Source organism: Streptomyces mabaensis, assembly GCF_053763515.1.
The window spans coordinates 200561-224861 of record NZ_JBSOPZ010000006.1; the positions used below are offsets into that span (position 1 = coordinate 200561).

The window sequence follows — 24301 nt, forward strand, 5'->3', positions numbered from 1 at the left end:
GATCCGTTCCCTACGATGACCCGGTGACCACCACTGCGACCCACCCCGCCCGGGCCGCCGACGAAGAGCCGCCGTCCTGGCAGCGGCGGCTGCGCCGGTTCGGCTACGCGACCCCGGCGAACGCGGGTGTCCGTGAGCGGCTGGTGCCTCCGTACACAAAGCCGTCCGCACACCTGTGGACGGTGCTCGGGCTGCCACCCGGCGTCGCGCAGCGCCTGGTGCGCTGGTCGGCGTGGGGCGGACCGCTGCTGGTGGCCCTGGTGGCGGGGGTGCTGCGGTTCGTGAACCTGGGCAGCCCCAAGGCGGTGATATTCGACGAGACGTACTACGCCAAGGACGCCTGGGCGCTGATCAACCGCGGGATCGAGTCCAGCTGGCCCAAGGACATCGACAAAGCGATCATCGCCGACCCGTCGAAGGTCGCGATTCCCACGGACCCCGGCTATGTGGTGCACCCGCCGGTCGGCAAGTGGGTCATCGGCGCGGGCGAGTGGATCTTCGGCTTCGATCCGTTCGGCTGGCGGTTCATGACCGCCGTGCTCGGCACGCTCTCGGTGCTGATGCTGTGCCGCATCGGCCGACGGCTCTTCCGCTCCACCTTCCTGGGCTGTCTGGCGGGCGCGCTGCTGGCCGTCGACGGGCTGCACTTCGTGATGAGCCGCACCGCGCTGCTCGACCAGGTGCTGATGTTCTTCGTGCTGGCCGCGTTCGGCTGCCTGCTCATCGACCGCGACCGGGCGCGCGCCCGGCTCGCGGCGGCCCTGCCGGTCGACGCCGACGGGGTGACGCGCCCTAGCGTCGCGATCGCCCAGACGCTGCGGCTGGGCCCGCGGCCCTGGCGGATCGCGGCGGGCGTGTGCCTGGGCCTGGCGTTCGGCACCAAGTGGAACGGCGCCGTGGTCATCGTCTTCTTCGGCATCCTGACGGTCCTGTGGGACGTGGGCGCGCGGCGGGTCGCGGGCGCGGTGAGTCCGTACCGGGCGATGCTGCGGCGGGACGCGCTGCCGGCCTTCGTCTCCACGGTGCCGGTCGCACTGGTCACGTACGTCGCCTCGTGGACCGGCTGGATCCTCAGCCCCGACAACGGCAAGGGCGGCTACTTCCGGGACTGGGCCAAGGGCGACGGCGCGGGCGGGAGCTTCACCTGGCTGCCGGACTGGCTGCGCAGCCTGTGGCACTACGAGACCGAGGTCTACCAGTTCCATGTGGACCTGACCTCGGCCCACACGTACGAGTCGAATCCGTGGAGCTGGCTGGTGCTGGGCCGGCCCGTCTCGTACTTCTACGAGTCGCCGGCCGCCGGTGACGACGGCTGCCCGGCGACGGAGGCGGGCAAGTGCGCCCGCGAGGTCCTGGCCCTGGGCACCCCGCTGCTGTGGTGGGCGGGCTGCCTGGCGCTGCTGTACGTACTGTGGCGCTGGGCGTTCCGCCGCGACTGGCGGGCGGGCGCGATCGCCTGTGCGATCGCGGCGGGCTATCTGCCCTGGTTCAACTACCAGGAGCGCACGATCTTCCTCTTCTACGCGGTCGTGTTCGTGCCCTACCTCTGCCTGGCGGTGGCGATGATGATCGGCGCCCTGCTGGGGCCGGCGGGCGCGAGCGAACGGCGCCGCACGATCGGGGCGGTGGGTTCGGGCCTGCTGGTGCTGCTGATCGTCTGGAACTTCATCTACTTCTACCCGCTGTACACGGGCCAGCCGATCCCGATGGACTCCTGGCGCAACCGCATGTGGTTCGACACCTGGGTCTAGCTGCAACAACGGCGGGCCCGACACCTCTCGGTGCCGGGCCAGCCGTGGTTGTTGATGGTGGTTGCTGGTCGTCCTGGGCCGCCCTTTGACGGCCCACAGACGGCCCAGGGTTCCGGGCCGCCTGCGCACCGCGGAGCGCTGTCGTACTCCGCGCCTACACGCCCGCTCGAGCCCTCTGGGTGGCTCTCTGGCCCACACATGACCCACAACGCGAGTTCAGAGTGGCTGATCACCGCTTTAGGAGTTCGATCGACCTGCCTCGTCGGTCGGATGCCGTGGCGCCTGCGCTGATGCATACGGCCGCCCGGAGTCGCTGCCGTCCGGCCTCGTTGATGTCAGCCGTGGATGTCAGGCGACACCGTCGAATCCTTCCCGGGCGACGATAGGCGGCCCACACCAGTTCCGGGGTTTCGCTGTGGTTGTCACGCGGTTAGACACTCAGGCCGAAGTTCGTCCAGCGCCGTGGGCTTCGTGGAGTCGGCCTACATGTTTGGCCCAGAAGCTGTCCTTCTCCTCCTGCGATGCGCTCATGGGTAGAAGCTGGAGGTCCTTGGCCAACTGGTAGAAGCCGGGGCCGGCGTCGTTGGCTCTCAAGTAGGTCACCAGAGCTGAGAGCATGAGAGGTGGGGGTCACGTCCGCTGGAGTGGTGTATCGACGGCCACTCGGTGATCTCGTTTTGAGGCTATGCGGTGAGTTCGGTGAGCAGAACGGTGTCGTCGGTTTCTGACTCGATCGGGTGGAGGCGGGCCTTGGCGAGGAGTTCGCGGCCCATGTAGCGGCGGGCCTCGGTCCACTCGTCGTTCTGCTCGGCCAGGACCGCGCCGACGAGCCGGACCACGGCGGTGCGGTCGGGGAAGATGCCGACGACGTCGGTGCGGCGGCGGATCTCCTTGTTCAGCCGCTCCTGCGGATTGTTCGACCAGATCTGCCGCCAGATCTCGCGCGGGAAAGCGGTGAAGGCCAGCAGATCGTGCTGGGCATCGTCCAAGTGGGCTGCGGCCTTGGGGAACTTGGCCTCCAGAGCGTCCAGGACGTGCCTCATCTGGGCCTGGACGGCGTCGGTGTCGGGCTGTTCGAAGACCGTCCGCAGCAGTGTGGCCACCCAGGGCTGGGCCGATTTCGGAACCTGGCTCAGCAAGTTCCTCGCGTAGTGGGTGCGACATCGCTGCCACGACGCACCAGGCAGGACCGCGCCGATGGCGTCGACGAGGCCCACATGGGCATCGGAGGTGACGAGCTGGACGCCGGACAGACCGCGGGCGATCAGTGAGCGCAGGAGGGCGAGCCAGCCGGCGCCGTCCTCGGCGGTGGCGACGTCGATGCCGTGGATCTCGCGGTGCCCGTCGGCGTTGACGCCGACCGCGATCAGTGCGTGGACGTTGACGATCCGGCCGCCTTCGCGGACCTTCTGGGTGAGCGCGTCGACCCAGACGAACGCATACGGCCCGGCATCCAGGGGCCGGTTGCGGAAGGCGGCGACCTGTTCGTCCAGGTGCTTGGCCATCGCGCTGACTTGGGACTTCGACAGCTGGGTGACGCCGAGGGACTCGGCGAGTTTCTCGACCCGGCGAGTGGAGACGCCCAGCAGGTAGGCGGTGGCGACCACCGAAATGAGGGCCTGTTCGGCCCGGCGACGGCGTTCGAGGAGCCAGTGCGGGAAGTAACTGCCCTGCCGGAGCTTGGGGACGGCGAGTTCGACAGTCCCGGCGCGGGTGTCCCACTCGCGCGGGCGGTAGCCGTTGCGATGGTTGACGCGTTCCTCGCTGACCTGCCCGTACTCGGCGTTGCAGAGGGCGTCGGCCTCCGCCGACATCAGCGCGTCGGCGAACGTCTTGACCATCGCGCGCAGCGGGTCCGGACTCGCCGAGGCGAGATTGTCTTCCGCGAGAGCGTGCAGGGGCAGACTGTCAGGTGCGGTCATCGTGCTGATCTCCTTCAAAGACTTGGTCGTCTTGAAAGATCAGCCGGTGGCCGTTCGTCTATGCGGGCATCAGCCAGAAGCCGGAGCAAACCCCCGGATCAGGTCGAACCCGTACACCACTTCCCAGGACGCAACCCCATATTTCAGGCATCCCCCCTCCAAGCCATGCCGATCCGTACGCGGAACGTACAGGGGCGGCGAAGGTCACGCAATCACTCGATTGGCTGTACGACTGCCTTGTAAGCCTGGCGATGATCTCTGAAATTTCTGCCCAGGTCATCGGGCCTGGGGAACGACACAGCCACGGTAGGCATATCGGCCCCGTTGCATACCTCCGCGGACTGCTACTAGCCGGTGGTTCTGGCACGGTATTGGCACGACATCTAGTCAGGCGGCGGCAGCCGTACGGGCCAGCGTCATCTCGGCCGGCGCTTCGGGGGAACCGGGCCTGGGATGACATCCTTGCCGAGGTGCTCCTTGATCAAATACTTGAGTTCTGGACCCTCGATGAGCTGCAGACGACCATGCTGTCGCGCGAAGTCGTGACTTGCCCTCCCGAACCAGGAAGTAGTGATCAGAACTCCCTTTGCGGCCCGCTTGTGCTCCACGACGCCTGCGAGGGCTTGCACGGACTCGACACCGACCAGTTTGCTGTATCGCTTGGCCTGGATGATGCATTCCCCGTTGAAGACCGGGTCCTTGCTGACGGCCACAGCGTCTACGCCCTCGTCCTTGGATGCCTGGGTGTTCCATGCCTCCATGCCGATCGCCTCGAAGAGCTGGCGGATCAGGTGCTCGAATTCCGTGGGCGTCAGCTTGACCAGAACTGGCCTGCTGTCGAGGCCGGCCACAACATCCATGCTGTCCATCAGCCTGTACTTCGACAGGTCGAATTCGATGATGGGTCTGATGGGTTCGAGGTCGTAGGGGTTCGGAGAAACGAGCGCATTGAGACCCTTCAGGCACGCTGCAGGATCGACCTGACTAAGCCGGAGCTTCCCAAACTGCTCCCTGCTGGCACTGAGAGTGACCAGGCAGGGAGAGACCTCCTGGCCGGTAGCTCGATCGATCGTCTTCACGTGCCCGTTGAGTATGACGCCGTTGATGATCCGGTCCGGATCACTGGTCAAGACTTCATGGACGGTCCGCAAAGCGACTTGTGCTAGGACGGATGAGTAGAGCTCCTTGCGCTCCTTCTCCGTACGCGGCACCACAGTTGTCTCATCCCGGGCCTTCACGTACCTGTAACTGCGTGCAGCGGGAACTACCGTCTCAGTCGGCAGCTGGACCTCGACCAGTACATCACCGGTAGCGGGGCGAAACGCAATGCGATGCTCGTGAGGGAAGCCCTCGGGATAGGATGAGGCATCCAACACGGCCCCAATGTGGTCCTCGACCGCAGTAGCGTCCCCGCTCCGGTACGACTCGCGCTGCCCGTCCAAACGCTCATTGAAGGCGCGGACCTCCTCAAGCGCTAACTTCTCGGCCGCACGGTGCTCAGTGCGCTTCCGTTCCAGCGTCGCACGTCGCCTCTCCTCAGCTCTCCGGTGCCGCTCCTCAGCCTCACCGAATCGCACACGGGCTTCGGCCACCTCAACTTCATACCGTCTTCTGCCGAACCCCAGAACTGCGGCAAGCCCACCTGGCTCTGCCGGCGCGAACTCCTCCCACCTTGGTGCCGCTTCTGTACGGGACCAAGCCCGCTCATCCAGCGCTTTCGGCACGTACGTACTACGCCGGCCCTCGAAGGAAGTGGGAGGATCACTCACCAGAGCGTCACGCAGCAACTGGCCCAGCTGCTCGACTTCGTGCTCAACCCCAATCGTGCGAGCCTTCGCCAGCTCTGCCTGCTGCTGCTCGTAGGCCGCCCTCCGCTCACGTTCACGCCGCTTAGCGGCCGCCTCCGCCGCCTTGCGCGCTCTCTCCGCCTGCCGAACCTGCTGCTCCTGAGCCCGCCGTAAAGTCTGCTGCTGGCGTTGGTACTCGCTGCCCCGACCGTTGCCACGCTGCGCCACTCGCTGCCCCTCCCCAACTCTCCTGCTGCTACGAGACGTGCATTCCCGTCGATCGTCCCGGAATCACGTACACCGTGAGCATGCCTAGGCCACCACCCCGGCCAACCGGCACCATCGAAGGCGAAACCGACAGGGGCTGGACATTTCCGCAGCTCCGTCTGATGACCTTTTGGTGCGTCAGGTGTGCGGGAAGCCGCGATGCCGCACTGCGATCGCCCTGCCTGCGTCGGCCAGCAGCTGGAGGCCCGCAGCTCGGGGCCCGTCGCACAGCTCCAGCCTGCTTAAGCCGGACCGGCGGCTGACACCCGCTCTATGGACTCCGCTCAGACCGTGGTCCCTCGAGATCAGGACGCTGCGATCACGCCGTTCCATAGGACATCTGTCTGCCGCAGTTGACGTCAGTTGTAGATCTCACACACGATGCGCCGCCACTGCGGCCGCAGTTGCTGGGTAAGTACCCACCATCACGTGGTCTGTCGCACGCGGGCCACCGACCCTCTCGCCCCACCTAGCACAACCAACGCAGCTGTCGTTGAACCATGCAACGGTGGATGCAACACCCGGTAGCCTGGGAAGCAAGTCAGGGGCGCGGGCGGGAGCGGGGTGGGCCTTGGGGCGCGAGTGGGACTTCTATACCACCGAGGGTGGGGCCTGCCCGATCAAGAAAGAACTGGCCAAGTGCAAGCTCACCCGGACCGAGCAAGCCAAGCTGCGGACCCTGATGGAGCGCGTCCGCCTCAACCAGACCCTCCCTGGTGACGTGAAGTCGCTCGGCGGAGATCTTTTGGAGATCCGGCTCGACGGGGACCATCGCATCTTCCGCCTCCTCTACTCAGAGGAGAGCAGTGGACTGCTCCTACTCGGCCTCAGCTTCTTCCAGAAGAAGTCGCAGGCTACGCCCCCTGGGCGCAAGCTCACCGCGAACCACCGCCTCAAAGAGTGGCGCAAGAGGCAATCAAAAGAGTGATACCAGGTTCCCGAGTATCGGGTTTGGGCGATACTGTAGCTACACGACGAGGGGAGATGGATGCGATGGCGCCTGCGCTGGACGAGCTGCTTGGCATCGACCCGGACGACCCCGAAATCATTGCTGCTGCCGAGGACGCCGAGGCGTACGCCAGCCTGGTTGAGTCGTTGGTCGTACTGAGGAAGCGCAGAGGGCTGACTCAGCAGGACGTGGCCGCACGGATGGAAACCACACAGTCCGCCGTCTCTGACTTTGAGAGGGTTGGCGGCGCCGCCCGCTACCCGACACTACAGCGCTACGCCAGAGCTGTCGGGGCCCGACTTTGCTCGATGGTTGATCCTTCAGGGTCTGACCTGGCGCCTACCTGGCGGCAAACGGCAGAGATGCCCGTTCGCTTGGCGGCCAGGCCACCTAGCCATCTACCCTTCCGGGCACCCTGGAGGGAGTCCGCGGAGGGAGCTGTGACGGCTCAGTGACAACGAAGCGAGGGCGCACCCAAGCCTCCCAGGCTGGGCCACAGCTGGCCAAGCTGATCAGTAATGCAGAGCTGCAGGACGTCACCTTCCTGGAGCTGCACGCCACTCACGAGGGTATTGCAGAGACCTCACAAGCGGAGCCGACCGATGGCCCCAACATGAAGGTCTGGTACCGCGCGGAGGGCGGACAGATTCAGGTCCGCTGCCGCCTGCACGTCCACACCGACGACGCTACGTTCGTAGCGGACGCGGTAGCCGACTTTGCAGTTAGTGGCGACCTGCCGGCCGACGAATCGGTTCAGGCAGGGTTTACGCAGCGTATAGGTGTTGCTGTGATCTATCCCTACTTGCGGGAGTCCGTACACGGCTTGGCGCAGAAGCTAGGCGTAGATCCACCAATCCTGTCCCTTATCGCACAAGTGCTCGAAGAACTGCATCCCACGGTCAGCGACTCGTAACCCTGGGCGCCTGCCTCGTACGGGGGTGAGCGTTACGTGTCGCAGTGATTCGAACCAGCCAGAGCGGTCCCCGACTAGCCCTTACGGTCGGGGACCGCCTGCTTTCCGTCCTCGATTCACCGCCTCCTCTGGCTACCGCTAGCTGGGCACGCCAAGGGTCGGCGGAGCGGCGTTGGGCGGGAGCTGCCATGGGGCGACAGATTGGCGCCCGTTAGCTTGCCGCGACTCGGGCAGTCTGTGGACCTGCCCGCTAAAGCCCGATGTGGGCCTCGATCGTCGAGGCTCGCCCCATGGTGGCTGCCTAAAGCCGTGGAGGCGACCCCCCAGCCCCATGTCGGCCTGCTCTGGCATCGTCCAAGATGGCTCGCTCTAGTCGCGCGACCGGCGTAGCCGGGGCCGGAGCGGGGCGGAGACAGGAGCGTCGGGCCACGGCGGTGAGCCGGGAGCGCGCGGCGAGCGGAGCGCGCCGCCTTGATTGAGCAGGGAAAGTCCCATCGATAGCCTGCTTCGCTTGGGCCACTGGCCATAACCGGCCGGGCGCTTCCCCAGTGCGTGCGCTTCGTCCAGATCTCATTGGCAGCAATGGTGCGAGGACCTCAACGTCCCCTCAGACGTCGAGGACCCGCAGATGCTCGGCGAAACCCTCTACGAGCTTGGTCAGGACGGCCTTGCCCTTTTCGGGGGTGGCCTTCGACGGGAAGCCGATCACGCCAGTCTCGGTGTAGCCCTCATGCCGAGCGTCAGGAGGAACGGCCGCTCGCCGCCGTCGTGGTCCGCTGTCTCGTAGCCGGGGCGCACGAGGGAGGGTTCCGCGTGGAGCAGGACCGACGTCTCGATCTCTCCTGCGTGCATGTCGGTGTGCGCGTCTGTCGTCAGCCCCGCGTACTCGCGCGCTCGATTGCACTCGCGGCTCTGTGGGAAGAGGCTCATCCGCGGTTCGGTGGGGTTGGCTTCCTGGACGATGTTGGAGAGCACGTAGTTGCCGCCGTGGGCGTTGACGAGCACGAGCTTCCGCACCCCTGAGGCTTCGAGCGAGTCGGCGATATCCGTGATCACAGCCTGGAGGGTGCGAGCGATGATGCATGCGATCGCCGTGTCGGTGATGAGCGGCAGGTGGGCGCCGTGCTGCTCGTACGAACCGACCGGGAGCACGGCCACACGCGGCGACTGTTCCTGAACTTCTACCCGCTGTACACGGGCCAGCCGATCCCGATGGACTCCTGGCGCAACCGCATGTGGTTCGACACCTGGGTCTAGCTGCAGCGACACGGCTCTCTGCACCCTCGCGCGTAGGTCGACGGTGACCAGTCCCAGTGCCATGACGACCTTCAATGGTGCCCCGGCGGCAGCTCCGCGCGCTTAACCAGCACCCCCGCCTCCGTCAAGTCCCGAATCATCGGAACGTGACCCGCAGTGCCCTCTCACGCCTACTGGACGTCCAGGCCTCACCAGGACAAGGACCCGAGGCCCCGCACGACGAGGCGGAATCCTCAGCGAGGCCCCACCTCACATCCCCGAGGCAGGGCAGGGAAGCCCCTCGGCATCAACACGGAGGAAGACCCATGACTCACAACATTCACACCGACGCCAAGCCCGAGCGGCGGGCCTCCCGCATCGCGACAATCGTCGCCGCGACCGCGGTGATCTCCGGGGGCGTCATCCTTCCGGCATCCGCCGCGACGCCGGCCCTGAGCCACCCCACGGCCGTTACCTCCTTCGTCACCGACGAAGGCGACGACAGCCTCTGCGACTGCGGTGGCCTCACCGGTGAGACCATCACCGACGACGGTTACGGCACCGGCAGCCTCTACGGCCCCGAAGGTGGCCTCATCCACCCCGACCGCGACGTCACCAGTGACGCCATCACCGACGATTACAGCGACGACAGCTTCCTCGACCCCGGCGAGGTCTACGTCAACGAGGAGGAATTCTGACCACTCCACGTCGGCGGCCCGGACAGTCCACGACTCTCCTGGCCGCAACGGCCACACCCCGAGGGGTGGAGGTCTCCACGACCTCCACCCCACGCCCTTCGACCACCTCCAGCGGCGGCTACGGATGCAGGACCACCTTCGTGTAGCCCTCGATGCGCTTGTCGAACTTGTCGTACGCCGACGACGCCTCGTCCAGGGGGAGTTCGTGCGAGACGACGAAGCTCGGCTTCGCCCGGCCCTCGATGATCATGTCGCGCAGGTACCGGTTGTAGCGCTTCACGTTGCACTGACCCGTGCCCATCTTCAGGCCCTTCTCGAAGAGCTTGCCGATCGACACGAGCAGCATGCCCTTCTTGGCCTGCTCGTCGGGGCCTCCCGGGTCGGCCGGGACGTACAGACCGGGTACGCCGAGGGCGCCGGTGGGCCGGACCGTGCCGACGAGCGAGTTCAGGACGGTCGCCGGCTCCTCGCGGTCCGTGCTGTGCGCCATCGCCTGGTAGCCGACGGCGTCCACGCCCTTGTCCGTGCCGACGCCCTCCGTCTGGTCCTTGATCTGCTGCACCGGGTCGCCCTCGGCGAAGTTCACCGGGATCGCGCCGATCTCCCGGGCCTTCTCCAGCCGCTCGGGAACCCGGTCCACGACGAAGACCTTGCTCGCGCCGCGCAGCAGAGCCGAGTAGGCGGCCATGAGCCCGACCGGCCCGCCGCCGTACACCGCGACGCTCTCGCCCGGGCGGACCTGCGCGAGCTCACAACCGTGGTAACCGGTGGGGAAGATGTCCGCGAGCAGCATGAAATCGGTCTCCTGCTCGTTACCCGGCGGCAGCTTCAGGCAGTTGAAGTCGGCGTAGGGAACGCGGATGTACTCCGCCTGACCGCCCATCCAAGGCCCCATGGCGACATAGCCGTAAGCGCCGCCCGAGAATCCCGGATTGACGGTCTGACAGAAACCGGTGAATCCGTCGACGCAATTGGTGCAGAATCCGCAGGCGACATTGAAAGGCATCACCACCCGGTCGCCCTCCTTGAGGGAGGTGACACCCTGTCCGATTTCCTCGATGACTCCCATGTTCTCGTGACCGAAGACGATGCCGGGCTCGGCCGCGGTACGCCCTTCGTACATGTGCAGGTCCGAACCGCAGATCGCGGTGGAGGTGATCCGTACGATCACGTCGTTCGGGTGCTGGATGCCGGGCTTCTCGACATTCTCGACCGCCACGGTGAACGGCCCTTTGTAGACGACGGCTTTCATTTCTCGCCACCTCCTGGCCGGCGATGGGCATGCATGACTCCCCCGCCTTTTCGCGTGACCTATCTCTCATGATTCTCCGGCCTGCCGGAGGGAGCAAGCCGGTAATGTCAGGAGAAATATCCGCACTGGTATCGCTCGACGGCACCGAGACACGAATGGGAGGGCGACACGTGGCAGCACAACGGCTCGGGACCTTGCTCGTCCCCGTGCTCGGCCTGTCCGGCACTTCCTACCCGCCCGGAACGACGGTCACTGTCCGCGGTCGTGGCGCGACTGTCGACGCGTTCGTGAACGGCGACTGGCTCCCCCTGTCGTGGTGGGAGTTCTCCGACGGCCTCCGCGAGGACATCGCCGACCGCTGACGCGTGCGTGGGGGCCACCGGCCTTCTATCGCCCCCGGCCAACCGTTCCGTTCCGATAACAGAAGCCCCCCGACCCGCTCACGCACCGTATGGTGTGGACCTGTCAGGCCGTTTTTGAACGTGTTCAGATGGGCTACTGGGGGCATCGGATGCGAAGCGGGGCAAAGGTCGCCATCGTCGGCGGCGTGTTCCTGGTGGTGGCGGGGGGCGTCGGCTACGGCGCGTACAGCATGCTCGGCGGCACAAGCGCGGGCGCGTCGAAGCGGACCGGCCCGCCCACCGCCGAGGAGATCGACCGGACGGCGAAAGACTTCCTCGCCGCGTGGGCGGAGGGGGACGTGCACACCGCGTCCGGGCTCACGAACAACGCGGCCGAGGCGCAGCCGGCGCTGGCCGCGTACCGCGCCGACGCCCATGTGTCCCACGTGGTCCTGACCCCGGGGACGGCGGTCGGCACGAAAGTCCCGTTCTCGGTCAAGGCCGTGGTGTCGTATGACGGCACGACCAAGCCCTGGGCATACGAGTCGGCGCTGACGGTGGTGCGCGGGGTGAAGACCGGCAAGGCGCTCGTCGACTGGGCGCCGGCCGTCGTGCACCCGAAGCTGACCGCCGGCCTCCAGCTGAGGACCGGTACCGCGTCGACGCCGTCCCTGGAGGCGGTGGACCGCGACGGGAAGCCGCTCACCAGGGAGAAGTACCCCTCGCTGGGGCCGGCGCTGGACCAGCTCAGGGAGCGCTACGGGGACCGCGCCAAGGGCGGCGAACCGGGCGTCGAGCTGTGGGTCGACGGCATGGGCGAGGGCAGCCCCGACCAGACGCTGCTGACACTGTCGAAGGGCAGGCCGGCGAAGCTGGAGACGACCCTGGACGCCGAGGTGCAGCAGGCGGCGGAACGGGCGGTCGCGAAGTACAGCCAGTCGTCGGTGGTGGCGATCGAGCCGAGCACCGGCCATGTCCTGGGGTTCGCCAACCATCGCGCCGACGGGTTCAACGCGGCGTTCCTGGGGCAGTTGGCCCCCGGCTCCACCATGAAGATCGTCACGGCCGCGATGTACCTCGACAAGGGTCTGATGACGTACGGCGGCAGCGCGCCGTGCCCCAAGTCGGCCATCTGGTACGGCCAGACGTTCGGCAATCTGAGGGGCTTCGCGCTCAAGGACGCCACCTTCGAGCAGAGCTTCGCCCGTTCATGCAACACCGCCTTCATCAAGCCGATCGCCAGTGACGCCGTCGACGACGCGTCGCTGACCGACGCCGCCGACCGGTTCTTCGGGATCGGCCGCGAATGGAACGTCGGCGTCCCGTCCTTCGACGGCAGCGTGCCGGTGATTGGTAAGCAGGACAGCGCGGCAGCGATGATCGGCCAGGGCAAGGTGATGATGAGCCCGCTGAACATGGCCTCGGTGACCGCGACCGCGAAGACGGGCCGGTTCCGCCAGCCGGTGATCGTCGCGCAGTCCCTGGACGACCGGCCGCTGGCAACCGCCGACGGGCTGGCGGACTCCGTCGCGGGGGCGCTGCGCCGCGCGATGCGGCTCACCGCGACGTCGGGCTCGGGCGCCGGTGTGATGGCCGGCGTCCCGTCCCCGAAGGGGGCGAAGACCGGTTCGGCCGAGACCGGCGGAAGCGTCCAGCCCAACAGCTGGTTCACCGGCTACTCCGGTGACCTGGCGGCGGCCGCCGTGGTCGAGAAGGGCGGACTCGGCGGGGATGCGGCCGGACCGATCGTGGCAGCGGTACTGCGGGCGGGCAACTGAGGCGCGGCGGTAACCGTGCATGTGCGGGAACCCGTTCGCGTGGCCCGTACACCGAGCGCTAGCGTGCAGGCCATGAGCACTCCCGAAAGCGCTGTGTCCGGAAGCCCGGTGCCCGAAAGCGCTGCGCACCCCCGATTCGCCGAGGCGCTGAGACGACTGGGCCTGGAGGTGGAGGTCCGCCGCTTCCCCGACGCGACCCGTACGGCGGCGGAAGCCGCAGCCGCGATCGGCTGCGAGCTCAGCCAGATCGTGAAGTCGCTGATCTTCGCGGCGGACGGTGTCCCCGTCCTCGTCCTGATGGACGGCTCCTCGCGGGTGGACGTGGAGGCGGTACGACGGGAACTGGGCGCGGGGAAGGTCGGTCGCGCCGATGCGGACCTGGTCCGGGAGACCACCGGTTACGCAATCGGCGGCGTACCGCCCTTCGGCCACCGCACCCGTACGCGGGTCCTCGCCGACCGGGGGCTGCTCGACCACGCGGTGGTGTGGGCGGCGGCCGGCACCCCGCACACGGTCTTCCCGCTGGAGCCCAAGACGCTGATCGCGCACGCGGGCGGGACGCTGGTGGACGTACGAGAGCAGACCGTGTGAGCGTGCTCGTCGCGGTGGCGGTCCTCATCGCCGCGGTCACGCACGCGAGTTGGAACGCCATCGCTCATCCGTACACTGGCAAGTGCCAACAAGGGAGAACCCGTGGACCAGCCACTACGCGGAGTGCGCGTCATTCGATTGTCCGTCCTCACAGACGAAACGACGTCACCCGAGCGTCAGCGCGCAGCGATCGACGGCGCAGCCTCTGCCCTGGGCATCGAGTGCGGCGAGCGGGACGCCGTAGACCTGGGCATCAGCGCCAGCAGGACCACACCGTTTGAGCGTCCCGAACTGGGCGAGTGGCTCAAGCTGCCGTCGGAGTTCGATGCGCTGATCTGCTGGCGCTTTGACCGGCTGGTCCGGTCCATGGACGACATCCACGCCCTGAGCACGTGGGCACGCGATCACCGCAAGATGATCGTTTTCGCTGAAGGCCCCGGCGGTCGTCTCGTGCTCGACTTCCGCAACCCGCTGGATCCCATGAGTCAGCTCATGGTGACCGTCTTTGCCTTTGCGGCACAGATGGAAGTTCAGGCGATCAAGGAACGCATCCAAGGGGCGCAAGCCGCTATGCGCGTCATGCCTATGCGCTGGCGGGGTTCTCGTCCCCCGTTTGGCTATCAGCCAGCACCCCTGGAAACCGGCGGATGGACCCTGGTTCCGGACCCGGACGCCGTGGCCGTCATCACACGCATCATCAAGGATCTAGGTGACGGAAAGACGCTCGCTGCCATCGCTGTGGAGCTGAATCAGGAAGGCATCCCTAGTCCGCGCGACCACTGGGCTATCAAGAACGGCCGAGAGACCGGCGGAAAGACAGGAGGGAAGACGGGAACTACGCGGGAACGGTTCGGCTGGACCTTCGATGTCCTTAAGCGGCTCCTCAAGTCGGAAACCCTCATCGGGTGGAAGGTGTCCAACGGCGTTCCCGTGCGGGACGGTAAGGGCAACCCCGTGATGTGCACAGCGGAACCGATCATGACCCGCGCTGAGTTCGACGCCGTGGCAGCCCTGCTTCCGCAGCAAGGCGCGCGGAGCCCACGCCGGGACACAAGGGCACTGCTCCTGGGAGTCATCCACTGCACATGCGGCGCACGGATGTACCTCAGCGAGCAGACGCGGGGAGTCAATCGCTCCATCATCTACAAGTGCGCCGCACGCGCCCGTGGTCGCCACTGTGAGGCTCCCTCACACGTTCGCGCTGACTGGATCGAGGAACACGTCACCGAGCGATTCCTACGCGCTGTAGGCGGGCTCCGGGTGACGGTCACGCGGGTCATCCCGGGGTACGACCCACAGCCCGAAATCGACGCGACGGCCGCAGAGTTCGCTGCCCACCAGGAGCAAGAGGGAAGGCAACGGAGCATGGCAGCGCGGGAAGCCTGGCAGCGACGGGCGGACGCGCTTGACGCTCGCCTGGCGGAACTCGAATCGCGAGAGCGCGTAGAGGCCCGTACGGAGATCACGCACAGCGGCCGCATGTACCGCGACGAATGGCACGCCACGGAAGACGCAGCGGTAAGGAGGGACATGCTTCTGGAGGCTGGGACGCACGTAGTCGTGGCAAAGGCGACAACGATTCGGGCAAAGGAACTGGACACGTCCCGGGTCACCTTCGAATTGGCAGAGCCGTTCTTCACTGACGCCGCCCAGGAACTCCAGGGGACCATTGACGCGGAGGCGTACGCACGCCCCAGCGACAGCAGTGAGCTGCCACGGCAACGGCAACGGCAGGCAGTAATCCGCTAGCAACCGCATCAACACTAGACAGCCCCGGTTAGGTCATGACCTTGCCGGGGCTGTTTCGTTCGCAGAGAATGCCGCGCTCCGACCCCTGAGCGTGTACACGGAGCCGAGACAGTCACCTGAGTCACTGTCAGCGACGTATGCGCCCGCTTGGACCCCGAACTAGCCCCGCTGAATCCCCGGATCGGTGGGGCGTTCTGCTGCCCGGTACTGGCGCTGTCGCCACAGAGGCACCAATGCGGCCACAGGCGGCCCTCTGACGCGCCGAAACCCTGCCCCTGGGGTTCGCTGCCAGATGATCTGAGAATGCCCCCGCAGACGGGCGTACAGCCATTCCGCTCCAGCCGGCCGGGCCCTTTATAACAGAACGGTAACGGTTGATATGCCTTCTGTCCCATTCGCCCGCGTCTGTGCGTATTGTCTGGAAGCTTTTGCACTCCAGTCTAATTGGAGAAGCAATCGACTCACTGGGTACCTAGTGAGAGGCAAAATCGCTCTCACCACAGCGGACGACATCACTTCAGTCCGCTTCGCAAGCTCCGCCGCCGCGTCGGTTGATAACGCGCGCACAGAGACCGCCCTATCCGGGTGAGTCCTCGCAATGGTCGTGATGTCCCATTGCGTTGATTCCTCGGATAGGGCGGTTTTTTCATTTGAGCTACCCGCGAGAGCGGGGGATATGGGGCGCGGTACCGGCGCAGCGCAATAACCAGCGGCAAGGGTGGTGCCTTGCTGTGCGTTGCGCCGGTATCACGCGGACGCCCTATACCCATTCACCTAACCCATATCGGAGATCATTATGAACCTGGATACTCCCCCACGCGTTGCGGCGCGACTAGAGCAGCTATACCGCAGTAACGGCAAACTCGCTGGTGAGTCGCGGGAAGTTCACTGCCCCTTCTGCGGGCAAGGACACTGGCACGGCAGCGCGCTGGGGCATCGCAATTCGCACTGCGCGGACTACGTGCCGAAGCGTCGTCAGAAAGTAGACCCGCGCGATACGCAGCACACGCCCGGCTATGTGCTCTGCGAACCGGATGATGCCAGCGTGAATTGGGATGCCGAGGCTCTGCGCGCGAAGCTCTTCGTCCTACGCAACCAGCGCCACAGACTGCTCATTGAGTACGCTGCGATGCAGCCGCTCGGGGCACGCGAGAAGCGTGTAAGGGATTTGCTCAAGTCTCAGGCTGACGGAATCGCCGAGATCCTTGCCGCTGCGGGGGTGTCTGGCTGATGACCCTTACCCCCGAGCAGGTAGCGACCTTTCTGGCCGCAATAGAGGCCCAGCAGGGAACGCCGGACGCCGACGACATCGGCACCATGAGCGATGACGACCTAGCGATACACGCGCTGCGGAATCGCTTCAACGACTCGCTTACCCATGACCGTTCGCGCGGCTGGCGCACGTTCCCCGACGGGGCGCATTCCTGGCAGGCCGACCACGAGGGCGACGACGTTACGTCCACGGTCCAAAGCATGTTGCGGGACCTACGGCGCGACGAGAAGGACCAGCGGCGTTCGCAGTACCTAGGCAGCAAGCAGCGGCGGGACAACGTTGTGGACATGCTCAAGGGCTTGCCGGAAGTGCGTTACGGCGGCAAGTGGGACGCACACCCCGATTTGCTCGCTGCCGCCAATGGAGTCATCGATCTCCGGACAGGTGAGATTTCAGCCGGCCAGCCCGAGCAGCGGATATCAAAGGCCGTAATGGCTGAGTACGACCCCGCCGCCGAGTGCCCCAGGTGGGAACGATTTCTAGATGAGATCTTCGCGCATGATCCGGAGTTGCCCGGCTACGTCCAGCGGCTACTAGGTTACGGGCTGACCGGTCATACGAAAGAGCAGTGCTTCGCTGTGTTCTATGGCGAAGGGTCTAACGGGAAGTCAGTCCTGCTAACCGTACTGCGGGAACTACTAGGCGACCACGCGGCAACGGTGCCGTTCGATCTCTTTACCACCAGCGGGAAGGCTCGCGGAGGACCTGACACCGAGCTATTGGTGGGCGCACGCGTTGCGCTTGCCAGCGAGACGAACCGTAGTGCTGTGCTGGATTCAGCCGCTGTGAAGAACGCCACGGGCGGTGAAGAAATTACGGTTAATCCGAAGTACAGGCGCCCCTATTCCTTCAAGCCCCAAGCGCTCATCCTGCTGGCCACGAACTACAAACCCGTAGTGCGGGAGCAGGACAACGGCACGTGGCGTCGAATCAAGCTCATCCCCTTTCAACAGCGCTTCGAGGGTGACCGTAAGGACCTGACGCTAGAGGACACGCTGCGCAGCGAGCGGGCAGGCATTCTGGCATGGCTCGTTCGTGGTGCTGTGGCGTGGCACCGGGAGGGGCTGCAAGACCCTGCCAGCGTTAAGGCTGCCGTAGAGGAATACAAGGATGAGAGCGATCCGCTAGCGGGCTATTTTCCCGGAATCCTGGAGCCTGTCCCCGGCCACCGAATGACCAACGCTGATATCTGGAATGCCTACACGGCATGGGCGGAGAACGAGGGCATGGACGCGTTCAACCGTTCCGCCTCGCTGCTAAAGGCACTGCGGGAGCGCGACCGGACCCTAGAGCCGTTCCGCACTAAGAACGGGCGGGGCCTGGTCGGCATTCGCCTAGCGGGTGACCGGCGGGGTGACGGGCTCGGCATCTTTGCCGCTGAAGGGTGACGCTCCGGCGTCATCGAATCGGGCATAGCAGGCGGGACAGCGGGTGTGGGTGACGCTGGCGACGATTTGGCGTCACCTTCCCCGTTTCTAGTGTCACCCACATTTCTCCTGGTCAGAGAGTTAATGGTGACAGGGTGACAGTGGTGACAGTGTTTTGAGGAAACATAACTAGCCACCTAGAACGTATATGAACGGCTTTTCGCGTAGGGGTGTCACCTTGCGTCACCGCCGCCCCTTCCCGCTGCCCCTCGGCGTAGTCGGGTCCAGCCTACTCATTGAGCAGCCTGCTACCCACTCAACTAAACCAGGTTCCGAATTCAGGGCCTGCAACCCAATCCAATAAGGGAGACCCAAACAATGTACAAAGATGGAATGACCGCCGAATCGCGCGAACAGCTAAAGCGCAGCCAGGCCTCGCTGTTCTCCTACGACGCTGGCATGGAGCGTATTGCACGGCTGCAGTCTGAGCGGCCGGACGCGTACGACACCTTGAGCCCTTCGCTTAAGACCCAGCTGGCGTATTACTGCCTCCAGAAGGACGCTGCGCGCGAGCTGGGCCAGGATGTCTCGGGTGGTGCGAAGTAATGGCTACTCAGAATTCCCTAGACAAGGCTCGCGCTGCCGCTGAGAAGGCTGCGCAGGAGCTGGCCAAGCTAGAGGCCATCGAGGCTGAGAAGCAGGCACAGATAGACGCTGAGCGCGCCGAGCGTGAGGAAGACTACGCCCGACAGACGCTCGCCTCATGGCGGGCAGAGGATGAAGCCAACAACACGGCGGCGAACGTGGCTAAGGCGCGGTTCCTAGAGCTGGTCGCTGAGGAGCCATGGTTTATCGCGTTCGCTGAGTTCCGGGCACACCGCCATAAGCGGGGATACATTCTCAATGCTGCCCAGTGGGCACAGACAAAACTCGGTCACACCGCGACCGTGCCTGAAAACCGGATGTACGACTCCACCATGATGGATGACATCCTTCGCGCCACTGAGTCGGCGGCGGCGGATATTGCGGCGGACTTCGCTGATGAGCTAGAGGCGAAGCGTGAGGCGTTCGTTAATGGCGAGTGACGCGCTGACCCCTGGCCCGAATGGCGACTACCCCAACTTCCCGCGCTTCGCTGATGGTTCGCCAGCGTGGGCTGATCTAGCGCCCGCAGGGTATTCGGGAACGGTCGTTCGCCGGGGGGTGGAGTGGACGATCACACCGGACGGTAGGCGGGTCGGTTTCGACGTCACTCCTCGCGATGCTGGCGGGAATCCGATTGTGATTCCGCTGCGCCATGAGCCGACGTGAGTACCCCTGGTGTCATCGCTGCGGGACTGAGCTAGCGGCAGTTCGAGTTCACTACCCGCACAGCGCCGAGGCACTGCGCTCGCGCGGGGTACCAGAACACCTTCTCGTTTACCACACGTGGCCCGTCTGTCTGCCGTGCCGTAAGTATCTGCTCGCACAGCGCGATAGGCCGAACCACTAAGAGCATGGGCCCCCGGTTGCCGGCCAGCGTCGGGGGCCCCTTTGCTCGCGAATAGAGATGAGAATGCCCATGCTGAATGACGTTGTTTCGATCACCTCGGGCACGCTTTACCGCACTAGCGCTGTGTCTGTCGAGGACCACGACGCGGCCATTGTGCTCGTACAGCCTGTCATGCGCTGTGAGCATGGATATGACGTGACCGTGTGCACCGACGAAGATCTGTTGGCGCGCGTCAGCGTCACCGGTACTCAGGTCATGCTGCACGTCCCCTTTTACGCGGACACCCGTTCTGTGCGCGTGGAATTGGAGAACATCAACGGGTGCACTGACCACCCCCACACATACGAAATACGTATGGAGCCGTACGGTGAATAGCCCCCTTGGAGCCCTGCCCCTATGCCATCGAAGCCAGCTAGACCATGTGCACAAGCGGGATGCCCTGAGCTAGTGCGCGGAAAAGACAGCACGTGCCCGGTGCACGCTAAGCAGCGGGCAAGCCGGCGGGATAACCGTGGTGGCTCTAGCTATGGCTCACGCTGGAATCGGGTGGTGCAGCCTCAGTTCATCTACCGCAATCCGTGGTGTGTTCTCTGTGGGCAACTGGCGAAAGTCGCTGACCATTGGCCGCTGCGTCGTCGTGACCTTGTGGCAAGGGGCGAGCCGAACCCTGATGCCTTCAAGCACCTTCGACCACTGTGCAAGCCGTGTGACGCAAAGGAACGGCCTAAGCGTGAACCAGGCGGATTCCATGCGGAGCAGCGTTCACAGCGAGAGGCACGAGAGCGCGAGGCTCGCCGCTGGGTTACAGACAGCGATGATAAACCGCCATTCTGACTACAGGGGGTGGGCATGGCCCCCGGCTCGCCTCAATCGGGCGCAGGCAGGAGGCAAAAAACCAGCATGTCAATAAACGATCTTTCCTGTGGCGCGACCTGCGCCTTTTACCAAAGGAGCCGTCCACATGGGCGCTGCAATACCAATTCATCAGCACCTCAGAGAGGGCAGCTACCGCGCTGACCGGCATGCCGAACGGCTCACGCTGCCCCCGAGTGACCTAACAGAGCCCGATTGGGACACCGTTCTAGGCGACGGGCCGGGGGCCGAGAGGGTCAAGGCTGATGCCTCGGGTATCTGGCAGCGCGTTGCCCCCGCTCTCTCCGCTGCTACTCGAATCAGCGACGCTCAGCGCGAGGTGGTGATCACCTTTTGTACGGCGCAGGCGCGGGTATGGGAAGCTGAACGGCTCATAAGCCGTGACGGGTTGCTCGTCGTCGGCGCTAACGGCGGACTCGTGAAGAATCCGGCGACAACCGTCGTCAACACCTATTCGTCCATCCTCCGCGCTGCCCGAGTAGAACTAGGACTGTCCCCGTCCGCTGCTGCCCGCATTGCTGCGCCGCAGTCAGACGACGATGACGACCCGGACGGGATTTGGGACTGACGCCGAACTAACCGAGATCTACAGCGAGTTGACCGGCCTTAGGGCTGAGGTCACCACCCTCGCTGACCAAAGTGCCGCCATCAGCCGTGCCCGCGCCGCCCGGCCTGATCGCGTGGCGGTTCCGGCGCTCGCTGCCAATCGTCCGGCCCGCTGATGAGTCCGCCCCTCGGTTCCCCCGGCGGGTGCGTATCGACGGCCACCCGCGAAACTGCGGCACGAGGTAACCACCCCCGATGGCTCCCCGCTGTCGGGGTTTTGCCTTATCTCGCAATCGAACGCATATACGAATTCGGTTTCGCTAGGATTCCCAAGCAATACAGACTTCCGGGGAGGGTAAATATGTCTTACAGCGTGACTTACACCGAGGAGGCCGCGCGGGTGCGTGATGCGCTTGTGGAGGGGGAGCGTGCGCGTTTGCTGGACGGGTTGAGTGTTCTTTCCAGTGCCCCATTCGCGGGCGACTCCTCCGCCGTTAATGGCGATGTGACGGCCCGCCGAGTAAAGCTGGCCGATGGGTCCGACGTCACGTATGCGGTGATCGTGCGGCGCCGCCTGGTGGTCGTGATCGATATCGCGCCGGTGACCGCCTAGCTTCCGCACTCTCTGGCGGTGCTCAAAGCTGCCCCCGATGGCTCCCCGCTGTCGGGGGCGTTCTGTGTCTCTGATGGGCCGTCAGGTCCTGCTGTTGGCTGGCCCCGCTTCCGGAGACCGGCCGGGGGTAGCGTGTCGGTATGGCTGAGCACCTGGGCGACCGGCTAGCGCGTCTGCGCCGCCTCGCAGACCTCACGCAAGAGGGGCTGTCCGAACGGGCCGGAGTGTCCGTTGACGTGGTGCGCAAGTTGGAGCAGCGACGGAAGCACAGTGCGCGTCTGCCGACCCTGCACGCGCTCTCAAAGGGGCTCGGGGTTGAGCTGACCGCACTACTCGGCGACCCGCCCGGCGTGCCGTCCAACGGCGAAGCAGACCCACCTCAGTTGGTCGCTGTACGCCGCGCCATCATGCCCCCGCTGTTCGCCCCGCCCCCGGAGCCGAACGGCGCTGAGCGGCTGTCCCTGCCGCTTCTGCGGCGTGAGATTTCCGATGGCTGGACTCTCTACCACGGCGCCGAATTCGGGCGCCTCATGGAAGTGCTGCCCGGCATCATCGCTGACGCTCGTTTCGCTGCTGCTGTGGGAACTTCTGACGAAAAGGCAGCGGGCCAGGCAGCGTTGGGCAAGGCGCTGCAATTGGGCGGACACCTGGCTATCCGTCTCGGAAAGACAGACCTAGCACTATCCGCTCTTGAGCGCGCCATGAATGCCGCCTCCGACTCATCCGATCCGCTGCTAGCGCCGATGATCAGCAACTCTGTTGCGTGGAACTATCAGCGGCAGAACCGATTGGACGACGCCGAACACCTTGCCGTCTATGCCGCCGACGGGGTCGAGAGAGAGCAGGGAAACACTGCTGAGGGGCTGCGGGTATGGGGTGGACTGGTCATGTCCGCGGCCACCTCTGCCGCCCGTTCCGGCGACTACGACACAGCGAACGACATGATGACCACAGCGGAGAATGCGACCCGCCGTCTGGCCACGCTGCCACCCCCAGCAGACGGCAAGATGGTCTCGGTGTTCAGCCGCTCCTCCGTCCGCATTGAGCGCGTCCGCCTCGCTGTTCAGCACGCACGGCCGGAAGAGGCGCTAGCGCTCGCCCACGGAATGCGCCTCAGTGCCGATACACCGCCTTCCTGGCGTACGTGGCTGCTCCTGGACGTAGCCCGGGCGCATGCCGACCTAGGGAACGCTGAGGGGGCCGTCAAAGCCCTTGAGCGGCTGCGCCAGATCGCCCCGGCATGGATGCGGCATCACACGCTGGCTGTGGCCATTGTCAGCGACCTATGGGCGGGACCGTCTCGGCCCGCTGGTCTGCGTAAGCTCGCTGAGTTCCTGGGGGTTGCCAACTAAGGCCCGAAAACTAGGGCGTTGCGTCCCTGTAGGTGCGCTCTGTGGGTCGCGAGCATCGGGGCATGACGACGCAGACCGGCAGCGAGACGAACGCGAATCAGTTCGAGTACACGACGTACGCGCCGAAAGGCGAGACGTGCCCGGCGTGCATGAAGCCGATTGGGTCTCTTGAGCGCGTGCGTCGGGGGACGCTGGAAAGGCAGTCCGGTCCGCCGGTCGTTGTCTACCGGCACGCCAGGTGTCCCTAGTGGTCACTCAGGCGGACGTTGGCAGACGGGTTGAAGACGGCGCGGGAAGAGTCGGCATCCTGCGCGCTGTGATCGCCGACTACGAAGACCCTGCCGACATGCCAGGGGAGCGCCGTAAGCGACCTACGGCGTTCCTGTGGCCTGAGGGTGGGGGCCGTGAGTGGCTGGTCCCGCCGGACACCCTGAGCCGTGCCTGAGGCTCCGGCCCGCTGAGCGGCGGCGAGCAACACAGTTCAGCGCGTCGGAACGGCCCCCGTCATGTGCGTATGGCGGGGGCTTCTTGCTGCCGTTGTCTCAGAGGCACGCCCCCTGCGTAAGCCGATGTGGAGGGTTTCGCCGTGGCCCACCGCTGCCTCCTGTATCTTGTTGGAAGTCATCAGTGTTCGGACACGGCATCAAGGACCAGTTGATCGCCTTCACGCTGATGGCGGGCGGCGGGGCGGCGATCGGTCTCGTCATGGCCTGCTTCGTACCGCTGCCGGCTGCCGGGGCCTGGCCGTACCTGATCGCCTCGGCGATCCTGCACGTCGGCTACCAGGCGCTGCTGATGCGGTCGTTCACGCTTGGCGACTTCGGCCAGATGTACCCCATCGCGCGCGGCACCGCGCCGCTGGTGGTGACGCTGCTGGCGGCCGTCTTCGTGCACGAGATGCCGGACGCCCGCCAGCTGGCGGGCGTCGCGGTCGCCTCGGCCGGGCTGGTGGGCGTCGCGCTGTGGGGCATCCGCGGCGCGGGCAGCCGGCCCCACTGGCCGGCGCTGGTCGCGGCGCTGGCCACCGGCCTGTCGATCGCCGCCTACACGGTGGTGGACGGCGTGGGCGTACGCGCCTCCGGCACGCCGCTCGGCTACATCGCCTGGCTGATGATCCTGGAGGGCCTCGCGATCCCCGCGTACACGCTGTACGTCCGCCGCGGCCGACTGGCCGCGCAGCTGAAGCCGTTCGTGGGCCGCGGACTGCTGGGCGCGGGCATGTCGGTGGCGGCGTACGGACTGGTGCTGTGGGCGCAGACGAAGGCGCCACTGGCCCTGATCGCGGCGCTGCGGGAGTCGAGCATCATCGTGGGCGCGGCGATCGGGGCGCTCTTCTTCAAGGAACGCTTCGGCGCCCCAAGGATCGCGGCGGCCGGCCTGATGGTGCTGGGCATCGGCCTGATGCTGCGGGTGGCGTGACGGTCGCCGGGGGCGGGGCGGGGGTGACTGCGCCCGGGGGCGAGGAGTGGACGGGAACCCGGGGCCGCCCGGTTTGTGAGTATGGCGGGCCGGACCGGACCGTCAAGGGCGCTCCCTACGGTCGCGTCGCTG

23 protein-coding genes and 1 pseudogene are annotated in these 24301 nt (G+C 65.7%); 20 read left to right on the plus strand and 4 right to left on the minus strand.

From position 1 onward, the window contains the following. Nucleotides 1-23: 23 nt before the first annotated feature. A complete protein-coding gene (locus tag ACWV17_RS07840) occupies nucleotides 24-1751 on the plus strand; it encodes a dolichyl-phosphate-mannose--protein mannosyltransferase (RefSeq protein WP_455359049.1) in 1728 nt (575 codons plus the stop codon). Nucleotides 1752-2434: 683 nt separating this feature from the next. Here ACWV17_RS07840 and ACWV17_RS07845 read toward each other — a convergent pair. Both ACWV17_RS07845 and ACWV17_RS07850 read right to left on the minus strand, forming a co-directional pair. Beyond that, nucleotides 2435-3673, minus strand: coding sequence for an IS256 family transposase (locus ACWV17_RS07845; RefSeq protein WP_455359050.1), 1239 nt, complete (start codon nucleotides 3671-3673; stop codon nucleotides 2435-2437). A 416-nt stretch (nucleotides 3674-4089) separates the two neighbouring features. Then, nucleotides 4090-5688 (minus strand): restriction endonuclease, encoded by a 1599-nt coding sequence (locus ACWV17_RS07850; RefSeq protein WP_455359051.1) that lies wholly within the window; start codon nucleotides 5686-5688, stop codon nucleotides 4090-4092. A 547-nt stretch (nucleotides 5689-6235) separates the two neighbouring features. On the opposite strand from ACWV17_RS07850, the gene ACWV17_RS07855 reads away from it, so the two are divergent. The 3 genes from ACWV17_RS07855 (at nucleotide 6236) to ACWV17_RS07865 (ending at nucleotide 7589) form a co-directional block, all read left to right on the plus strand. After that, entirely contained in the window at nucleotides 6236-6655 is a 420-nt protein-coding gene (locus tag ACWV17_RS07855; RefSeq protein WP_455359052.1) for a type II toxin-antitoxin system RelE/ParE family toxin, read from the plus strand. Between the two features lie 65 nt (nucleotides 6656-6720). Next, nucleotides 6721-7131 (plus strand): helix-turn-helix domain-containing protein, encoded by a 411-nt coding sequence (locus ACWV17_RS07860; protein ID WP_455359079.1) that lies wholly within the window; start codon nucleotides 6721-6723, stop codon nucleotides 7129-7131. Continuing rightward, on the plus strand, nucleotides 7128-7589 hold the full coding sequence (locus ACWV17_RS07865) for a hypothetical protein (protein WP_455359053.1): 462 nt from the start codon (nucleotides 7128-7130) through the stop codon (nucleotides 7587-7589). The genes ACWV17_RS07860 and ACWV17_RS07865 overlap by 4 nt, the downstream gene beginning before the upstream one ends. A gap of 705 nt (nucleotides 7590-8294) precedes the next feature. On the opposite strand, the gene ACWV17_RS07870 is transcribed toward ACWV17_RS07865, so the two are convergent. Then, the gene (locus ACWV17_RS07870; protein ID WP_455359054.1) at nucleotides 8295-8747 is read right to left on the minus strand and encodes a creatininase family protein; all 453 of its coding nucleotides are present in this window, start codon (nucleotides 8745-8747) and stop codon (nucleotides 8295-8297) included. Here ACWV17_RS07870 and ACWV17_RS07875 point away from each other — a divergent pair. Both ACWV17_RS07875 and ACWV17_RS07880 read left to right on the plus strand, forming a co-directional pair. After that, nucleotides 8712-8846: a hypothetical protein gene (locus ACWV17_RS07875; protein WP_455359055.1), complete on the plus strand. Its 135-nt coding sequence runs from the start codon at nucleotides 8712-8714 to the stop codon at nucleotides 8844-8846. The genes ACWV17_RS07870 and ACWV17_RS07875 overlap by 36 nt on opposite strands. 305 nt (nucleotides 8847-9151) lie before the next feature. Then, nucleotides 9152-9523 carry a hypothetical protein gene (locus ACWV17_RS07880; RefSeq protein ID WP_455359056.1) on the plus strand — a complete coding sequence of 124 codons (372 nt, stop codon included), beginning with the start codon at nucleotides 9152-9154 and terminating at the stop codon, nucleotides 9521-9523. Between the two features lie 118 nt (nucleotides 9524-9641). Here the strand turns inward: ACWV17_RS07880 and ACWV17_RS07885 are convergent, their stop codons facing one another. Then, nucleotides 9642-10775 (minus strand): glutathione-independent formaldehyde dehydrogenase, encoded by a 1134-nt coding sequence (locus tag ACWV17_RS07885; protein WP_455359057.1) that lies wholly within the window; start codon nucleotides 10773-10775, stop codon nucleotides 9642-9644. A 170-nt stretch (nucleotides 10776-10945) separates the two neighbouring features. On the opposite strand from ACWV17_RS07885, the gene ACWV17_RS07890 reads away from it, so the two are divergent. The 14 genes and pseudogenes from ACWV17_RS07890 (at nucleotide 10946) to ACWV17_RS07955 (ending at nucleotide 24169) form a co-directional block, all read left to right on the plus strand. Continuing rightward, nucleotides 10946-11137, plus strand: a complete 192-nt coding sequence (locus tag ACWV17_RS07890; RefSeq protein WP_088795864.1) for a hypothetical protein — start codon at nucleotides 10946-10948, stop codon at nucleotides 11135-11137. Nucleotides 11138-11286: 149 nt separating this feature from the next. Continuing rightward, nucleotides 11287-12894, plus strand: a complete 1608-nt coding sequence (locus tag ACWV17_RS07895) for a penicillin-binding transpeptidase domain-containing protein (RefSeq protein WP_455359058.1) — start codon at nucleotides 11287-11289, stop codon at nucleotides 12892-12894. A 72-nt stretch (nucleotides 12895-12966) separates the two neighbouring features. After that, a complete protein-coding gene (locus ACWV17_RS07900; RefSeq protein WP_455359059.1) occupies nucleotides 12967-13485 on the plus strand; it encodes a YbaK/EbsC family protein in 519 nt (172 codons plus the stop codon). Then, a pseudogene (locus ACWV17_RS07905) lies at nucleotides 13482-13553 on the plus strand (SipW-dependent-type signal peptide-containing protein); the annotation flags it as partial. The gene ACWV17_RS07900 and the pseudogene ACWV17_RS07905, both read left to right, overlap by 4 nt. Nucleotides 13554-13587: 34 nt before the next feature. After that, entirely contained in the window at nucleotides 13588-15234 is a 1647-nt protein-coding gene (locus ACWV17_RS07910; RefSeq protein WP_455359060.1) for a recombinase family protein, read from the plus strand. A 796-nt stretch (nucleotides 15235-16030) separates the two neighbouring features. Beyond that, nucleotides 16031-16465: a hypothetical protein gene (locus tag ACWV17_RS07915; protein WP_455359061.1), complete on the plus strand. Its 435-nt coding sequence runs from the start codon at nucleotides 16031-16033 to the stop codon at nucleotides 16463-16465. Next, complete coding sequence (locus tag ACWV17_RS07920) at nucleotides 16465-17895, plus strand: DNA primase family protein (RefSeq protein ID WP_455359062.1); 1431 nt, start codon at nucleotides 16465-16467, stop codon at nucleotides 17893-17895. The genes ACWV17_RS07915 and ACWV17_RS07920 overlap by 1 nt, the downstream gene beginning before the upstream one ends. 372 nt (nucleotides 17896-18267) lie before the next feature. Further along, on the plus strand, nucleotides 18268-18480 hold the full coding sequence (locus tag ACWV17_RS07925; protein WP_455359063.1) for a hypothetical protein: 213 nt from the start codon (nucleotides 18268-18270) through the stop codon (nucleotides 18478-18480). Beyond that, a complete protein-coding gene (locus ACWV17_RS07930; RefSeq protein WP_455359064.1) occupies nucleotides 18480-18959 on the plus strand; it encodes a hypothetical protein in 480 nt (159 codons plus the stop codon). Before ACWV17_RS07925 ends, ACWV17_RS07930 begins: the two co-directional genes overlap by 1 nt. Before the next feature lie 476 nt (nucleotides 18960-19435). Beyond that, complete coding sequence (locus ACWV17_RS07935) at nucleotides 19436-19741, plus strand: hypothetical protein (RefSeq protein WP_455359065.1); 306 nt, start codon at nucleotides 19436-19438, stop codon at nucleotides 19739-19741. Between the two features lie 586 nt (nucleotides 19742-20327). Then, nucleotides 20328-20807, plus strand: coding sequence for a phage terminase small subunit P27 family (locus ACWV17_RS07940; protein ID WP_455359066.1), 480 nt, complete (start codon nucleotides 20328-20330; stop codon nucleotides 20805-20807). A gap of 351 nt (nucleotides 20808-21158) precedes the next feature. Further along, nucleotides 21159-21398, plus strand: a complete 240-nt coding sequence (locus tag ACWV17_RS07945; protein ID WP_455359067.1) for a hypothetical protein — start codon at nucleotides 21159-21161, stop codon at nucleotides 21396-21398. A 140-nt stretch (nucleotides 21399-21538) separates the two neighbouring features. Then, complete coding sequence (locus ACWV17_RS07950; protein WP_455359068.1) at nucleotides 21539-22750, plus strand: helix-turn-helix domain-containing protein; 1212 nt, start codon at nucleotides 21539-21541, stop codon at nucleotides 22748-22750. A gap of 627 nt (nucleotides 22751-23377) precedes the next feature. Beyond that, complete coding sequence (locus tag ACWV17_RS07955; protein WP_455359069.1) at nucleotides 23378-24169, plus strand: EamA family transporter; 792 nt, start codon at nucleotides 23378-23380, stop codon at nucleotides 24167-24169. Nucleotides 24170-24301: the final 132 nt, after the last annotated feature.

What these genes read in the sequence shown, in the direction of transcription:
- ACWV17_RS07860 (WP_455359079.1), top strand. Translation starts at nt 6,721, where the DNA reads ATGGCGCCTGCGCTGGACGAGCTGCTTGGCATCGACCCGGACGACCCC.
- ACWV17_RS07950 (WP_455359068.1), top strand. Translation starts at nt 21,539, where the DNA reads ATGGCTGAGCACCTGGGCGACCGGCTAGCGCGTCTGCGCCGCCTCGCA.
- ACWV17_RS07940 (WP_455359066.1), top strand. Translation starts at nt 20,328, where the DNA reads ATGGGCGCTGCAATACCAATTCATCAGCACCTCAGAGAGGGCAGCTAC.
- ACWV17_RS07880 (WP_455359056.1), top strand. Translation starts at nt 9,152, where the DNA reads ATGACTCACAACATTCACACCGACGCCAAGCCCGAGCGGCGGGCCTCC.
- ACWV17_RS07935 (WP_455359065.1), top strand. Translation starts at nt 19,436, where the DNA reads ATGCTGAATGACGTTGTTTCGATCACCTCGGGCACGCTTTACCGCACT.
- ACWV17_RS07920 (WP_455359062.1), top strand. Translation starts at nt 16,465, where the DNA reads ATGACCCTTACCCCCGAGCAGGTAGCGACCTTTCTGGCCGCAATAGAG.
- ACWV17_RS07885 (WP_455359057.1), bottom strand. Translation starts at nt 10,775, where the DNA reads ATGAAAGCCGTCGTCTACAAAGGGCCGTTCACCGTGGCGGTCGAGAAT.
- ACWV17_RS07845 (WP_455359050.1), bottom strand. Translation starts at nt 3,673, where the DNA reads ATGACCGCACCTGACAGTCTGCCCCTGCACGCTCTCGCGGAAGACAAT.
- ACWV17_RS07895 (WP_455359058.1), top strand. Translation starts at nt 11,287, where the DNA reads ATGCGAAGCGGGGCAAAGGTCGCCATCGTCGGCGGCGTGTTCCTGGTG.
- ACWV17_RS07915 (WP_455359061.1), top strand. Translation starts at nt 16,031, where the DNA reads ATGAACCTGGATACTCCCCCACGCGTTGCGGCGCGACTAGAGCAGCTA.
- ACWV17_RS07925 (WP_455359063.1), top strand. Translation starts at nt 18,268, where the DNA reads ATGACCGCCGAATCGCGCGAACAGCTAAAGCGCAGCCAGGCCTCGCTG.
- ACWV17_RS07900 (WP_455359059.1), top strand. Translation starts at nt 12,967, where the DNA reads ATGAGCACTCCCGAAAGCGCTGTGTCCGGAAGCCCGGTGCCCGAAAGC.
- ACWV17_RS07930 (WP_455359064.1), top strand. Translation starts at nt 18,480, where the DNA reads ATGGCTACTCAGAATTCCCTAGACAAGGCTCGCGCTGCCGCTGAGAAG.